Source organism: Pseudomonas viridiflava (assembly GCF_001642795.1).
Taxonomy (GTDB): domain Bacteria; phylum Pseudomonadota; class Gammaproteobacteria; order Pseudomonadales; family Pseudomonadaceae; genus Aquipseudomonas; species Aquipseudomonas viridiflava.
The window spans coordinates 131191-145952 of record NZ_LKEH01000027.1; the positions used below are offsets into that span (position 1 = coordinate 131191).

17 protein-coding genes are annotated in these 14762 nt (G+C 60.4%); 7 read left to right on the plus strand and 10 right to left on the minus strand.

What is annotated here, in order from left to right; translation table 11 throughout:
• Positions 1–102: 102 nt before the first annotated feature.
• Positions 103–369 carry a hypothetical protein gene (locus tag AO065_RS15865; RefSeq protein ID WP_004879734.1) on the minus strand — a complete coding sequence of 89 codons (267 nt, stop codon included), beginning with the start codon at positions 367–369 and terminating at the stop codon, positions 103–105.
• A 309-nt stretch (positions 370–678) separates the two neighbouring features.
• Here AO065_RS15865 and AO065_RS15870 point away from each other — a divergent pair, with 309 nt between their 5' ends.
• Positions 679–2004 carry a sigma-54 dependent transcriptional regulator gene (locus tag AO065_RS15870; RefSeq protein WP_004879732.1) on the plus strand — a complete coding sequence of 442 codons (1326 nt, stop codon included), beginning with the start codon at positions 679–681 and terminating at the stop codon, positions 2002–2004.
• Here AO065_RS15870 and AO065_RS15875 read toward each other — a convergent pair.
• Both AO065_RS15875 and pnuC read right to left on the minus strand, forming a co-directional pair.
• The gene (locus tag AO065_RS15875) at positions 1948–2526 is read right to left on the minus strand and encodes an AAA family ATPase (RefSeq protein WP_004879730.1); all 579 of its coding nucleotides are present in this window, start codon (positions 2524–2526) and stop codon (positions 1948–1950) included. The two genes, AO065_RS15870 and AO065_RS15875, sit on opposite strands and share 57 nt — an antisense overlap.
• Complete coding sequence (gene pnuC, locus AO065_RS15880) at positions 2523–3086, minus strand: nicotinamide riboside transporter PnuC (protein WP_004879728.1); 564 nt, start codon at positions 3084–3086, stop codon at positions 2523–2525. Before pnuC ends, AO065_RS15875 begins: the two co-directional genes overlap by 4 nt.
• Positions 3087–3327: 241 nt before the next feature.
• Here pnuC and AO065_RS15885 point away from each other — a divergent pair, with 241 nt between their 5' ends.
• Together AO065_RS15885 and AO065_RS15890 are read left to right on the plus strand one after the other, a co-directional pair.
• Positions 3328–4158 carry an undecaprenyl-diphosphate phosphatase gene (locus tag AO065_RS15885; RefSeq protein ID WP_004879726.1) on the plus strand — a complete coding sequence of 277 codons (831 nt, stop codon included), beginning with the start codon at positions 3328–3330 and terminating at the stop codon, positions 4156–4158.
• On the plus strand, positions 4155–4595 hold the full coding sequence (locus AO065_RS15890; RefSeq protein ID WP_004879725.1) for a DUF1294 domain-containing protein: 441 nt from the start codon (positions 4155–4157) through the stop codon (positions 4593–4595). Before AO065_RS15885 ends, AO065_RS15890 begins: the two co-directional genes overlap by 4 nt.
• Here the strand turns inward: AO065_RS15890 and AO065_RS15895 are convergent.
• Complete coding sequence (locus AO065_RS15895) at positions 4590–4934, minus strand: MmcQ/YjbR family DNA-binding protein (RefSeq protein ID WP_004879723.1); 345 nt, start codon at positions 4932–4934, stop codon at positions 4590–4592. The genes AO065_RS15890 and AO065_RS15895 overlap by 6 nt on opposite strands.
• 126 nt (positions 4935–5060) lie before the next feature.
• On the opposite strand from AO065_RS15895, the gene pcaD reads away from it, so the two are divergent.
• The 4 genes from pcaD to AO065_RS15915 all read left to right on the plus strand — a co-directional run bounded on the left by pcaD (position 5061) and on the right by AO065_RS15915 (position 8944).
• Positions 5061–5855, plus strand: a complete 795-nt coding sequence (gene pcaD / locus AO065_RS15900; protein ID WP_004879722.1) for a 3-oxoadipate enol-lactonase — start codon at positions 5061–5063, stop codon at positions 5853–5855.
• 39 nt (positions 5856–5894) lie between these two features.
• Positions 5895–6854, plus strand: coding sequence for a LysR substrate-binding domain-containing protein (locus AO065_RS15905; protein WP_004879720.1), 960 nt, complete (start codon positions 5895–5897; stop codon positions 6852–6854).
• Positions 6855–6926: 72 nt separating this feature from the next.
• Positions 6927–7535 (plus strand): FMN-dependent NADH-azoreductase, encoded by a 609-nt coding sequence (locus AO065_RS15910; protein WP_004879717.1) that lies wholly within the window; start codon positions 6927–6929, stop codon positions 7533–7535.
• A gap of 338 nt (positions 7536–7873) precedes the next feature.
• Positions 7874–8944, plus strand: a complete 1071-nt coding sequence (locus AO065_RS15915) for an alpha/beta hydrolase family protein (protein ID WP_004879714.1) — start codon at positions 7874–7876, stop codon at positions 8942–8944.
• Positions 8945–8982: 38 nt separating this feature from the next.
• On the opposite strand, the gene AO065_RS15920 is transcribed toward AO065_RS15915, so the two are convergent.
• From AO065_RS15920 to AO065_RS15945, 6 genes are all read right to left on the minus strand, one after another.
• Positions 8983–9636, minus strand: coding sequence for a glycosyltransferase family 2 protein (locus AO065_RS15920; protein ID WP_004879712.1), 654 nt, complete (start codon positions 9634–9636; stop codon positions 8983–8985).
• Entirely contained in the window at positions 9608–10231 is a 624-nt protein-coding gene (locus tag AO065_RS15925; protein ID WP_004879710.1) for an SAM-dependent methyltransferase, read from the minus strand. The genes AO065_RS15920 and AO065_RS15925 overlap by 29 nt, the downstream gene beginning before the upstream one ends.
• Positions 10228–11001, minus strand: a complete 774-nt coding sequence (locus tag AO065_RS15930) for a PIG-L deacetylase family protein (RefSeq protein ID WP_004879708.1) — start codon at positions 10999–11001, stop codon at positions 10228–10230. The genes AO065_RS15925 and AO065_RS15930 overlap by 4 nt, the downstream gene beginning before the upstream one ends.
• Positions 10994–12031, minus strand: coding sequence for an acyl-CoA dehydrogenase family protein (locus AO065_RS15935; RefSeq protein ID WP_004879707.1), 1038 nt, complete (start codon positions 12029–12031; stop codon positions 10994–10996). Before AO065_RS15935 ends, AO065_RS15930 begins: the two co-directional genes overlap by 8 nt.
• Positions 12028–14211, minus strand: coding sequence for a glycogen debranching protein GlgX (glgX, locus tag AO065_RS15940; RefSeq protein ID WP_004879705.1), 2184 nt, complete (start codon positions 14209–14211; stop codon positions 12028–12030). The genes AO065_RS15935 and glgX overlap by 4 nt, the downstream gene beginning before the upstream one ends.
• Before the next feature lie 157 nt (positions 14212–14368).
• Positions 14369–14761: a DUF2934 domain-containing protein gene (locus AO065_RS15945; RefSeq protein WP_004879703.1), complete on the minus strand. Its 393-nt coding sequence runs from the start codon at positions 14759–14761 to the stop codon at positions 14369–14371.
• Position 14762 lies beyond the last annotated feature (1 nt).

Genomic DNA, 14762 nt, shown 5'->3' on the forward strand with positions numbered 1-14762 from the left:
GCAATCTGTGCCATTTCGGAGCGTCTCGGGCGGCATGCCCACGCAGAGCGGTGGGCGCGATCGGTGTCGAGCGCAGCTCGACAGGCCCGATCAAGCAGCGACTCAGGCTGGCATGGTCCAGGGCTTGAGGTCGTACCCTTCGTTACTTATTTCAGCGCGGGCCTGCTCTAGCGCGCTGGCCAGCTGCTGCTTGTCCGAATAGGTGCTGCTCGGAATCTGCTTGCGGCCAATTCGGGTGCTGGTGCGATCGATAACGGTCAGGCTCAGTTCGCCGTTCCCGTCCTGTGGTGCCCAGGCAACACACTGGAAGGGTTCAAAAGCGTGTCCAGCGATCAGAAGTGCATCGTTGAAGCGCAGTGGGGCGTTCATGGTCAATTCCTCAAAGTGCCCATATCAATTCAGTCACGTCGGCGGGCTTACCGTCCGGCTGGTTACTTGTGTTGATGAACGGGAGGGGCACATGAGTCACACACATTTTTGAAAATTTTCTAATTCCGTTACGGACCACAGTCGTAAAAGCCGCGTTACAGCACTAATGACGTTTGGTTATTGCCATTAGATGCAAACGGTACAAGGCGGTGTCAAATATTTGCTAATGTAAGGATCGGGCTCGCCAACATACTGTTTATAAAACGTTTTTCATAACCTTAATTCGACGCCGGGCGCCAAGGAACCTCTATGCATGAATCGGCCCCAACGCGACGTCTGTTAATTGTTGACCCCTGTGATGATTGTCATCTATTGATCCCTGTCCTGCACGCTGCCGGATGGGCGGTGGACAGCAGTACGCTCGAGTCGGCGCTCAATCTCAGCTGCGATGTCGGTTTGATCCGCCTGATGCCTGACCATTTCGAGCATCCCGAGATGGTCAAGGAACTCATTACTCGCACCAATACCCAATGGATCGCGGTGCTGGCACCGGATGACCTGCGCCGGGAAAAGATCGGGGATTTCGTCTGCGAGTGGTTTTTCGATTTCCATACCCTGCCGTTCGATGTCGCCCGCATGCAGGTCACCTTGGGTCGTGCCTATGGCATGGCTCGGCTTAGGGCGCAGGGTGCGGCCCAGACTTCCAGCAGCGAACACGAGATGCTGGGCGAGAGCAGACCGATTCGGGAGTTGCGGCGGCTGCTTGGCAAGCTGGCACCGACGGAGTCGCCTGTCATGATTCGTGGCGAGCGCGGCACGGGCAAGGAACTGGTCGCACGCACGCTGCACGCGCAGTCTCAACGACGTAACAAGCCGTTCGTGGCTGTTAATTGCGGTGCCATCGCCGAACATCTGATCCACGCCGAGCTGTTCGGCTATGAGAAAGGCGCATTCAATGGCGCTCAGGAACGCAAGGTCGGGCGGATTGAAGCCGCAGACGGCGGCACCCTGTTTCTCGATGAAATCGGCGATCTGCCCCTCGAGACCCAGGCGCACCTGTTGCGCTTCTTACAGGATCGGCAGATCGAGCGTATCGGCAGCAGTGAGCCGATTCCTGTGGATGTCCGGGTGCTGGCCGCCACCCATGTGGACCTCGAGGCGGCCATTCGCAAGAAGCGCTTTCGGGAGGACCTGTATTACCGGCTCAACGTACTGCAGGTCGGCACGGCTCCGCTGCGTGAACGACATGGCGATCTGGCGATGCTGGCCAATCATTTTGCTCACTTTTACAGCCAGGAAACCGGCAGGCGCGCCCGTAATTTCAGTCAGGATGCGCTGATTGCCATGGGCAAGCATGACTGGCCGGGCAATGTGCGCGAGCTGGCCAACCGAGTGCGACGCGGTCTGGTCCTGGCCGAAGGTCGGCAGATCGAGGCTGTGGATCTGGGGTTGCTGGGAGAAGAGGACATTGTCAGCAGCATGGGAACGCTGGATGACTATAAGTCCCGTGCAGAACGGCAGGCCTTGTGCGACGTGCTGACCCGCCACAGCGACAACCTCAGCGTGGCGGCAAAGGTCTTAGGTATTTCGCGCCCGACGTTCTACCGCTTGCTGCACAAGCATCAGATCCGGTGAAGTCGATAACAGTCGGCTGACGGCAGCCATGGCCTGGTCATGGCGTTGTTGCCAGTCGCCTTCGATCAATTCGTAGCGTTGCGCATGCTGATCGAGCCATTGCCGACTGGCGCTGAAAAACGCCTGACGCTCTGCCAGTTCCGGCTGGCAGCGTTGCCCGTCACCGATCCATTCGACGCCTTCGGGAGACAGCAGCAGGTGCAGGTCATAGTGTCTTTTGAGTAATTGCTGCTCGATCCACTGCGGACAATCGCCGAACAGCGTGCGGCTCCAGAGCATGTTGCTCAACAGGTGCGTGTCGAGAATCAGCAGCGCAGGCTTTGTTGCGCGCGCGGCGTCTTCCCGGTCGAGTTGACCCTGAGCGATGGCGGTAATGTCGTCATAGACCGTGTCGCGACCCTGTTCGTCGATGAAGTGACGCACGTATTCATCGACCAGAACACCGCCAAAACGCTTGTGTATAGCCGCACAGAGCCAGCTTTTGCCGCTGGACTCCGGGCCAGTCAGCACCAGAACCTTCATTGGGCCAGTGCCAGATCGTTGCGCCATTCACGCCAGCCCTGAACGGCGAGCAGGGTGAATAGCCCGTAGAGCGCTGCCGTCAGGTAGAGGTCCTTGTAGACGAACAGGCCGACAAAAATGACGTCAAGCACGATCCACAATGGCCAGCACTGCACGCGCTTTTGTGCCATCCAGACCTGCGCCACCAGGCTGAAACCGGTCAGCGCCGCATCCAGCCAGGGTTGCGCGGCATCGGTGAAGTGGGCCATGCCGGCGCCCAGTGCCAGACTGATGACGACGCCAATGGCCAGCCCCGCGGCAACCGAGCCGCCACGCAGCGCCGTGACCGCACGCACCGGCAAACTGCTGCCATGGCGTGTCCATTGCAGCCAGCCGTAGACCTGCAATCCGGCGTAGATCGCCTGCAAAAGCATGTCCGAGTAAAGTTTTACGTCGTAGAAAATCCAGATGTAGATCACCACCATGACCAGGCCGATCGGCCAGCACCACGGGTTTTGCTTGACCGTTAGCCAGACCGCGATCACGCCGATGGCGGCAGCAAATAGTTCAAGCCCGGACATGGCGGCTCCTTGATAGCGGGATGTGCAGGGCCGGGGATTGTAAGCGGTTCCGGGCGCAAGGGGCAGGGGCTGGTGGCAAGCTCACACCACCAGCAGGCGTTACGCCGAAAGGTCTGCTAGCATTCGGCGTTTTTGCAGCGCTTCTTCAAGCTTCGTTCAGCTTCGCAGCGGCATAGTGGCAGGCTTTTTTCATACGACAATACAAACCAGCGAACCTCGGGTATCGCTGTATGGGGGAATGATGGATCTTTGGACCGCTGCTCAGGCGTTGATATTGGGTGTTGTAGAAGGACTGACGGAGTTTTTGCCGATTTCGAGCACGGGTCACCAGATTATTGTTGCGGACTTGATCGACTTCGGCGGCGACCGCGCGGCGGCGTTCAATATCATCATCCAGTTGGGCGCCATTCTTGCGGTGGTCTGGGAGTTCCGGCGCAAGATCCTGGATGTGGTCGTGGGCTTGCCCAAACAGCAGCAGGCGCAGCGTTTCACCCTCAACCTGCTGATCGCGTTCATGCCAGCGGTGATTCTGGGCGTGATCTTCGCCGACCTGATCCACCATTACCTGTTCAACCCCATCACGGTAGCGACTGCTCTGGTCATCGGCGGCGTAATCATGTTGTGGGCCGAGCGCCGCGAGCATGTGGTGCGCGCCGAGACCGTCGACGACATGAAATGGACCGATGCGTTGAAAGTCGGCCTGGTGCAGTGTCTGGCGATGATTCCGGGTACTTCGCGTTCCGGCTCGACCATCATTGGCGGTCTGCTGTTCGGTCTGTCGCGCAAGGCAGCCACTGAGTTTTCGTTCTTTCTGGCCATGCCGACCATGGTGGGCGCTGCGGGGTACTCGGGCTACAAGTACCGTGACATGTTTCGTCCTGACGACGTTGCGGTTTTCGCCATCGGCTTCGTCACCTCTTTCATTTTTGCCATGATTGCGGTGCGCGGTCTGCTCAAGTTCATCGCCACTCATAGCTATGCCGTGTTTGCCTGGTATCGCATTGCGTTCGGTCTGTTGATTCTGGCGACCTGGCAGTTCGGCTGGATCGACTGGGCGGCAGCCAAGGCATGACGTCAGCCCGCGAGGCCAGAACGCCTGCCCGGCAGCGCAAGGCACCGGTTCAGGCGCTGCGCCTCAAATTGCTGATTCTGGTGGTGTTGTGCGCACTGCCGGTGTATGGGGCGGCAGTGCTGTGGATCAGGCAGGGGCTGCTGATCCCGGCGATCGTGATCGCGGTAATGAGTCTGCTGTCTTTCGTGTTGTATCGACACGACAAATTGCAGGCTGGCAAAGGCGGGCAGCGCACCCCGGAAAATGTGCTGCACGCCACCGAGCTGCTGGGAGGCTGGCCGGGCGCGTTGCTGGCGCAGCAAACGTTTCGGCACAAGACCCGCAAGGTGTCCTTTCAGGTGGTGTTCTGGCTGATCGTGCTGGTGCATCAGGCCTTCTGGATAGACTGGCTGTTTCTGGGCCGTCGGCTTTGGCACTGGGTGCCGCTGCCCTTATAGCTTCAGCGCAATCTGCTGGCGTTTGGGCAGCTTGGCGACCACCAGTTGATGTGAACGGGTCAGCAGGTCGCGAATCTCGTCGTCGCTCAGGGCGTGGGGCTCCGGCACGCTGATCCAGTGTGCACGGGCCAGATACGGGGCAGGGCGCACGCCCGGGCGGTCGACGTAGCCCAGAAACAGATCAGGGTGAACCTTGAAGGACAATCCCTGACCTACGAGGTCCATGACCGCGAACATTTTATTGCCCGCGATGGAAAACACCCGTATCCCGCCCCATTTGTAGTCTTCCCGCGCGCCTGGCAAGTCCAGGCAGAAAGTCGCGATGTCTTCGGTTCGCATGGTGCGCTCCTTGCCCTGTGTGGCAACCGGTAAGGTGTTCGATAGCCGCACGGATATTTGATCAGTGGATTGTATGACGTCCCGACACTCATTAGTGTTCAGGTTTCGCTTTCTCTGGAGCTTCGAATGTCTGCCGTGCAATTCGCCGATGGCCCGCTGAATTATCTGCTCGAAGGCCCGCAGGACGCGCCTGTTCTGGTGCTTTCCAACTCGCTGGGCACCGACCTGCACATGTGGGACAACCAGATTGCAGCACTGACCGAACATTTCCGTGTGTTGCGTTACGACACGCGTGGCCATGGGCAGTCGCTGGTCAGCGAGGGCACCTACAGCATCGAACAGAATGGCCGGGATGTGCTGGCCTTGCTGGACGCGCTGAACCTGGACAAGGTGTTTTTCTGCGGGCTTTCCATGGGCGGTCTGATTGGTCAATGGCTGGCAATCAATGCTCCGGAGCGCTTGCAACGCGTGGTGCTGTGCAACACTGCAGCGAAAATCGGCAACCCCGATGTCTGGAACCCGCGTATCGAAACGGTGCTGCGCGACGGCCAGTCGGCGATGGTTGCGTTGCGTGACGCATCGATTGCCCGCTGGTTCACGCCATCTTTTGCGAACGCCGAACCTGCGACAGTCGATGCCATTGTCGGCATGCTGGCGCACACCTCGCCTCAGGGATATGCGGCCAACTGCGCGGCGGTGCGTGATGCGGATTATCGCGAACAGATCGCGTCGATCAAGCTGCCGGTGCTGGTGGTCTGCGGCACCGAAGATGCCGTCACCACGCCTGCTGACGGGCGCTTCATGCTTGAGCGTATCTCAAGGGCACAGATGATCGAGCTTCCGGCCGCTCACCTGTCCAGTGTTGAGGCAGGTGAAGCGTTTACCGGGCCGGTGCTGGCGTTTTTGACTGCGGATCGGTAAGCACTGATACTCGCGCCCTCTGAGCGTGCGAGGTGGCCGGTGTTCGATCTCAATGATCTGTTTTATTTCGTCCAGGTAGTCGAGTGCCGGGGATTTGCGCCTGCGGGGCGCAAGCTGGGTATTCCCAAGTCCAAGCTCAGCCGCCGCATTGCAGGGCTTGAAGAACGACTGGGCGTCAGGCTGATCCAGCGCTCCACGCGCAAGTTCGCCGTGACCGAAAGCGGGCGAGACTACTATGGGCATTGTGTCGCGATGCTTGTGGAGGCCGAGGCGGCGGAAGAAGCCATTCAGCGTTCCAGATCCGAACCCCAGGGCCGAATTTCTCTCAGCTGTCCGCCCGCCATGGGTGCGATGGGCATCAATGAAACCGTAGCCCGATTCATGGCTGCACATCCCAAGGTGCAGGTGTATATCGAGAGCACCAATCGCCGGGTCGATCCGCTGTCCGAGAACATCGACATCGCCCTGCGTGTGCGCTTCCCGCCACTGGAAGACGAAGGGCTGGTGGTCAAGACGCTGGGCTACAGCGCCCAGCGGCTGGTGGCTCACCCGGATCTGGCAGCGCAGATTGGCGTTGATGCCTCGTTCGAGGACCTGGCAAGCCTGCCCACGCTGGACCTGATCTCGGCCACCCCGAACCATCGCTGGTTGCTGGAAAACGGAGCGGGGGAGTATGTGGAAGTGCGCCATTCGCCACGGCTGATCTGTTCGGACCTCGATGCCATTCTGCAAGGTGCCCTGCAGGGTGTCGGCGTGGCGCAACTGCCGGAGATTCTGGTTCGAAGCGCCCTTCAACAGGGACGCCTCATTGAGCTGTTCGACGCCCATCGGCCCAAGTGTGGCGTGATCCATGCGGCGTTTGCGTCCCGGCGCGGGCTGCTCCCGGCCATCCGGGCGATGCTGGATGCGTTCGAGACCTCGTTCAAGGAACTGACTCATAATCCCGAGTCCCTCTACAGTTCTATCAGTAGAACGAACAATCACATTCAGGGCGACTAATCACGCATTACGAACAACGATAGGATGCTTCCCACTTGATCGCCCAATGACGATATGACTCGGGAAGCCCTTATGAACATTCTGCACATCGATTCCAGCATTCTTGGTGACCACTCCGCTTCGCGCCAGCTCAGCCGCAGCGTAGTCGAGGCTTACAAGGCCGCCCACACTGACAGCGCCGTCACCTATCGCGACCTGGCCAGCGAAGCGCTGGGCCACTTCTCTCCAGCGACCCTCGCTGCGGCAGGCACTCCGGTCGAAGGCCGTGACGCCGCCCAGCAGCAGGAAGTCGCAACCAACGAAGCCACCTTGCAGCAGTTTCTGGATTCTGACGTGGTCGTCATCGGTGCGCCGATGTACAACTTCACCATTCCGACTCAGTTGAAGGCCTGGATCGATCGCATCGCGGTGGCAGGCAGAACCTTCCGTTACACCGAAGCCGGTCCTGAGGGTCTGTGCGGCGACAAGAAGGTCATCATTGTTTCGACTTCCGGCGGCATACACGCCGGGCAGCCGAGCAGCGTGGGTCACGAGGATTACCTCAAGCTGATGTTCGCGTTCATCGGCGTAACCGACCTGCAATTCGTTCGCGCTGAAGGCCTTGCGTACGGTGAAGAGCCTCGCGCCAACGCGCTGACCGCTGCGCAGCAGCACATCGAGCAGAAGCTGTTCGCGGCCTGACAGCGTCCTGTTCCGATCAAACTCCACAGCCCGCGCGTTGCGCAGGGCTCTGGAGTTTTTTAATGCCCGCCGTTCAGTGAACAACTGACAGCTTTCTTACAGGTAACGCGACGTACGCGGCAGTACACTGCACGCCTGAACGCTGCATCGGGCCGATTTTTGCGCAGTGGTTGGCAGTTGCAAAAAACAGCGAAGATAGATGGCCCGGCTTATGCACTATTTCGGTAATAAGCACTCTCATTTTATGTGAGAGCGGGGCGCTGGAGCATGAAGCTCGACACAAGCGCATGAATGGACTGTCCGGCACCTGCCGGGACTTACAAAGGTTGGGCCTTGCCATGGTACGTCTTTGTGCAGTGATGCTGATTTGTCTGCTGGATAGCCTGATTTCGGTGCACGTTCAGGCTGACGACTTCGTCACCGATAATGTGCTGCCAGACAGCGAATGGAGCGCGGGCTTTCACGAGCTGAGTTTTATCGATCCGCTGGATTCACAGCCGATGCAGGCCATTGCTTTCTATCCGTCCACCGATCCAGAGCAAGTCAGTAACGTGCAGGGTTATCGAGTGGAGGCCGGTGAAGACGCAGCCATTGCTCTGGGGCGGTTCCCGCTACTGATGCTTTCTCATGGCAACACCGGCACGCCGCTGGCGTTGCACGATCTGGCGACCTCGCTTGCTCGTCAGGGCTTCGTTGTCGTGGCGGTTGTCCATCCCGGCGATAACTACCGAGACCACAGCCGTCTCGGCAGCCTGAGCAATCTTTACGGCAGACCTCTGCAGATTTCAGAAGCCATCAGCGCCGCGCTGACGGACCCCATGCTTGCGCCTTATCTCAGCGCACGTCAGGTGGGTGTGATCGGTTATTCGGCCGGCGGTGAGACGGCACTCATCCTGGCAGGCGCGCAGCCTGACCTGAAACGCCTGCAACAATACTGCACCGAACGACCTACCGACCGCGACGCCTGCAAGACTCAGGGTCAACTGGTGGCAGACCGTGAAGACCTGCATCCGCAGGCTGATCGAAGGGTAGGTGCATTGATGTTGATGGCACCGCTCAGTCTGATGTTTGGCAGGCAGACGCTGGGTGATGTGCATGTTCCGGTGCTGATGTATGCAGGGGACGATGACCAGTTGCTGGCGCTGGACAAGAACGCTGAAGCGCTGGCGCGCAAGTTGCCGCAGGCGCCGGATTACAAGCTGCTCGCTGGGGCAGGGCACTTCGTGTTCATGGCACCCTGCACCGATGACCAGCGGGCGACCATGCCCATGGTCTGCAACGATCGCGAAGGCGTTGACCGGGCGGATATTCATCGCACCCTGAGCGCCGAAGCGGTCAGGTTCTTCACCAGCACGCTGGGCGCGTCCGGTTCCGACAACTCCGGGATGCAGACGGCCAATCATCAATAAGCCGCATGCTGGATGCCGCATATAGCGATGCGTCAGACTCAGGTATTCAACGACCGCAGGTAATCTCCGAATCCGCCCCGGGCCTTGGAGTCCAGTCGGGTGCTGGTCGTAACCCGAGGGCGGCAACTCCAGGCGATGCGTGCACCGCACAGTTCCAGTTGGCGAACCAGATGCACGTCTTCGTGGCACGCCAGTGCGGGGAACCCGCCGGCACGCAGGTAGGCCATCGAACTGACGCCGAGGTTGGCACCGTGGATGTGACGATGGCCGTCGCGATGCTGATAATGCGCGTTGTAAGCGGTCTGTGCCGCCTTGGAAACGCCCTGATCCCACGCGCCAGGTGTCACGGTGCCACAGACTGCGTCGGCATCCAGCGCCAGTTGTTCGGCGAGCCAGTCACAGGCCACGCTGCTGTCGCCATCGGTACAAGCCAGCCAGCGGGCACCTCTGTCGAGCAGAAAGGCGGCACCTTGCGCGCGGGCCTGGCCGACGTTGCGCGCCTGAATGTCGAGGGTCATGACGCCATAGAAACGGGCGATCTCTGCCGATTGATCGGTACAGCTGTCGAGCACTACCAACACCTCGACCCGTTCACCGTTCAGGCTCGGGTGCGCCGCAGCCATCAGGACCGTTTCCAGGCACTGGTCCAGCAACCGCTCTTCGTTATGTACCGGAATCAGAACGCCGATCATCCGCAAATTCTCTTGTTGCTACAGATGTGTCATCGCGACTCCAGAGATCCAGCAGGAAATCCTGTTCGTGATGACTGAAAAGTCGGTGCATCGAGAGCCGCTCGTTCAACACGTTGTGGACGCGCTGTGCGTTCAATGGACAATCTTCGATGTCAGGCCGCCAGTGGCAGGCAAGGATTTGGCCGTCCGGCGTGAGCGCTTCCAGCGCGCAGTCGATCCAGCGGTGCAGATCGTCCAGGTCCAGGTAATACCCCAGTTCGCTGAACACAATCAGGTCGAACCGGCCTTCCGGCCATTGCTGCGGCAGGCGCGCCTGCACCACGCGAGCGTGGGGAACGTCGATCAGTCGCTCGCGCGCCAGCTCGACGGCGCGCTGCGAGGTATCACAGCACAACAGCGCATCGCAGCGTGTGGCCAGTTCGGCGCTGAGTTCGCCATTGGCACAACCGGGTTCAAAGACAGCGGCGTAGTGTTCGTTGGGCAGCGCAGCCAGGCACAGCGCCCGCTTGCGTCGCTCGTACCAGCGTTGCTTGAACGCCCACGGATCGCTGTCGTTGCGAAAAAGTTCGTCAAAATAGCTGTCGGCCACGCTCATGTGAAAACCACTTCAAAAGGTTGCAGCAAACGCTCCAGCACGCTGTTCGGTAATACCGGCGACAAACCGATGCCGGGGTCGCCCTGCAACTGGCTGGCAAAGGCATGGGCAGCGTCCCGCTTGCGAGCGATGGTTTGCGGGTCCAGCAGCACCTTGCGCGCCCGATCCCACGGCAGACGCGCGTCTTCCGGGTCGGCCCAGTGCCAGGCCCAGATCGGGATTTCATGCAGCTGCGCGCCAGTGGTCATACAGGCACGTGCGGCGGCGCGGCCAACCGCCTCATGATCCCCGTGACCGTCTTTCGACCATGTGGCGAATACCACATCGGCGGGGCGGAGGTGCTGTTCAAGCAGGGCGACGAGACGGTCTTCATCGCTGGCGACGTCGCCGTCCTGAAACCCGCCACGAATCCACGCCAGTCGGTCCTTTGGAATCTCCAGACGCTCGAGCGCTTCGGCGCTTTCCTGTGGCCGGACCGCGCTCAGACGCTGCACAGGCCATAACGGCGAGCCAGGGTGGCTCGCTGTGCCGTCAGTCACTGAAATCAGCAGCAGCGTGCGCTCCAGTTGCGCCAGTTGCCGCATCAGGCCGCCGCAGCCCAGCACTTCATCGTCAGGGTGGGGCGCAATGATGACCGCCCTGCAGTTGGGCGGCACCAGCAGGTCAGCCGTGATTGCCGCCAGCGCCCCCAGTTTCTTCGAGGCGTTCCAGGCTTCGAGCGGCGTGCCGCGCCCCGAATCGTCCTCACTGACAACGAAACCTTCACCCATGATCGACAGCCTGTTTGAGCAGCGACCAGGTACTGGCAGCCGGGAGATGAGTACGCACCTGTTCGCCAAGCGCGGCGAGGTCCCGTTCGGCATGGCTCTGGCGCAGGAACACCGGAAGATCGGCGCTCAGGCGAGCAAAGTGCGCATCCTTGCAGTAAGGGCCTGCACCCAATGCGCGACCTGCGTGCTGAATGACCTGCTCGGCGCACTGTTCGACGACTGCGCGACAGCGTCTGGCAAGTAACTGAGCGTCGCCAAGCGGCGTGTGATCGATCTTGACAGCCGCTGCCTGTAATACGCTGGATGCACCATGAAGCGCTGTATCCACTGCGCCCAGGTGCGCCAGCGCATGGGGATCGTCGCGCTTGCCTGGCTGTTGCAACAATCGTTGTGCGATGGACCGAGAGGCGCCATACCAGCAGGCCGCGATACCAATGCCGCCTTGCCAGAAGCCTGCTCTGTTCAGGTAGTCGCCGGGAGTGCCGACCAGGTATCCGGTGGCCTGATCGAACAGCACGTCGACACTGCCGGTCGCGCCCATGCCGACGGCGCGCCAACCATCGGTGCCGATTGTCACGCCCGGCTGGCCCAGTGGCACTGCCACCAGTTGCTGACGCTGATGGTCGTCCCATACGGTGATCAGGGCATGGCTGAGCGCCGAAGCGCCCGAGCACCAGGCCTTGCGTCCATTGAGTCTCAGCGAATCGTCTTCGCCGCTGAGAAGTACCCGGGCTTGCGGCGGCTCGGCCGCCCACATTCCCCAGGTACTGAAGTGTTCAGGGGGCGGGGCACCCAGTTCCGCCATGATTGCCATGGCGTCCGTGTGCCCCTCGTACAACTTGCATAACCCCAGATCATGGCCTGCAACGCAGGCCAGTGCCTGCCAGCGCTCAAGCGTCTGGCCGCTGGCAGGCAGGGGGATCCGGTCGAGCCCTTCGTTGACCATTGCCTGCAAGCACTCGCCCAGCGCACGCGTATCGGCATAGCCGTGCCTGCGCCAGTCGAGAAACTCACTCAAGGCTTGGGTCATTGCTGATCTTCACGCTTGAGTTCGAACAGCAGCAGCGAGCGAGGGGTAACAGTGTATTCAGTGCCGAAACTGAATTGCTCCTTGCTGCGTGCGTCATCCTGATTGGTGTCGATCAGGCAGGTGTAGTGAGTGCCTTCCGGTACTTCCGGCAGGGTGAAGTTGACGCCATCATGGTGCGCGTTGACCACCAGCAACAGCGTGGCATCGGCGCCCGGACGACGAATACCGGTTTCCTGTGCGCGGCCATCCATCAGCATGCCCAGGCAACGGCCATTGCTGTCGTGCCATTGATCCACAGTCATCTCGTTGCCGTCCGGCGAGAGCCAGGTCACGTCCTTGACGCCGATTTCCTCGTTGTAATCGCCCACCAGGAAGCGGCTACGACGCAGGATCGGGTAGCTCTGACGCAGTTTGATCACGCGGGTGACGAACTTGAGCAGTGCTTCGCCGTCGCCATCCAGATCCCAGTTCACCCAGCCAATTTCGCTGTCCTGGCAGTAGGCGTTGTTGTTGCCGTGCTGGGTACGGGCAAACTCGTCACCGGCGACAATCATCGGCGTGCCCTGAGCAAGCAGCAGCGTGGCGAAGAAGTTGCGCATCTGACGCAGACGCAGCGCGTTGATTTCCGGGTCTTCGGTCGGACCTTCGACGCCATGGTTCCAGGACAGGTTGTTGTTGCTGCCGTCCTGGTTGTTTTCGTCGTTGGCCTCGTTGTGCTTGTCGTTGTACGACACGAGGTCGTGCAACGTGAAGCCGTCATGCGCGGTGATGAAGTTCACCGACGCCTGAGGGCGACGACCGCGCTGGTTGAACATGTTCCCGGAGGCTGTCATGCGTGCAGCGAAGTCGGCCAGTTGGCCTTCATCGCCTTTCCAGAAGGCGCGAACGGTGTCGCGGAACTTGTCGTTCCATTCCATCCAGCCCGGCGGGAAGCCGCCGACCTGATAACCCCCGGGGCCACAGTCCCACGGCTCGGCAATCAGCTTGACCTGACGCAGGACCGGATCCTGACGGCAGGCAACCAGGAAACTGTGACGCTCGTCGAAGCCATCGTGGTAGCGACCCAGAATGGTTGCCAGGTCGAAGCGGAAGCCGTCGACATGCATTTCCGAAGCCCAGTAGCGCAGGGAGTCGGTGACCATCTGCAGGACGCACGGGTGACTCAGGTCCAGCGTGTTGCCGGTGCCGGAATCGTTGATGTAGTAGCGCTTGTCATCCGGCATCAGGCGATAGTACGACGCGTTATCGATACCGCGCATGGACAGGGTAGGGCCCAGCTCGTTGCCTTCGGCGGTGTGGTTGTAGACCACATCCAGAATCACTTCGAGCCCGGCATGGTGCATGTGCGCAACCATTTCCTTGAACTCGGCGATCTTGCCGTGTGCCAGGTAACGTGGATCAGGGGCGAAGAACGCGATGCTGTTATAGCCCCAGTAGTTGGTCATGCCCTTTTGCAGCAAGTGCTGGTCATTGACGAACGCATGGATCGGCAGCAGCTCGACCGACGTCACGCCCAGTTTGCGGATGTGATCGACCACGTCGGCTGATCCCAGGCCCGCGAACGTACCGCGCAGCTCCTCCGGGACCGATGGATGACGCATGGTGAAACCGCGCACGTGGGTCTCGTAGACAATGGTCTTGTCCCATGGGATGCCGACGCGCTGGTCACGGCCCCAGGTGTACGCCGGGTCGATGACTTTGCTCTTGGGCACGAAAGGCGCGCTGTCACGCTCGTCGAAGCTCAGGTCGCCGTCGGGGTGGCCGATGGTATAGCCGAACAGGGCTTCCGACCATTTCAGCTCGCCGACCAGTTGCTTGGCGTACGGGTCGATCAGCAGCTTGTTGTGGTTGAAACGGTGGCCATTCTGCGGGTCGTACGGTCCGTATACACGGTAGCCGTAAATCAGGCCCGGGTGAGCATCCGGCAGGTAGCCATGGTAGATCTCGTCGGTGTATTCCGGAAGCTCGATGCGTTCCAGTTCCACTTCGCCCGAGGCGTCGAACAGGCACAGCTCAACCTTGGTGGCGTTGGCCGAGAAGATCGCGAAGTTGACGCCCAGGCCATCCCAGCTGGCACCGAGCGGGAAGGGAAGTCCTTCACGGATACGTGACGGGGTACTGGCAGGGTTTTCTGGTGTGGCCGAACTTTCATCTGCCGCTGATGTGGACTTCGTATTCATGGTGCCTTCCTGACGTCGAATGATTTTCTAACCGGCCGAAACCGTTATCGAAGCCGAGCGGGCTTCAACACTGAAGTTAAAGTTTGGAGTTACCGCAGGCCTCACCGGGAACCGGATGAAGCCTGCGACAATGGACTTGTGTGAAGACAGAAGAGTTTCAAGTATTCGATGGCTTGCGTGGTTTCTTCGGTGCTGGCTTGGCTGGCGCGTCACCCGAAGCGGCCACGGGAGCCGGTTTAGGCTTGGCCGGGGCTTTTGGCTTGGGAGCCGCTGCCGGCTTGGATGCTGCGGGTTTGGCAGCAGGCTTGGCGTCAGGCACTGCCTTGGCCACCGGCTTGGCCGGGCCTTTGGCGGGTGCCTTGGCGCTGTCGACTTCCGGCAGTTTGGGCTTGTTGGATTTGCGCGCAGTGCTCTTGTCCGGAGCCAGGGCCTCTGCTTCCGCCAGCTTGCGCGCCATTTCCCAATGGCGTGCATCGTGGCCGGAAGGCTTGCCTTCGGACTCCCAGATCTGATAGGCAAATTCACGGATTCTTTTTTCGTCGGCACTCATC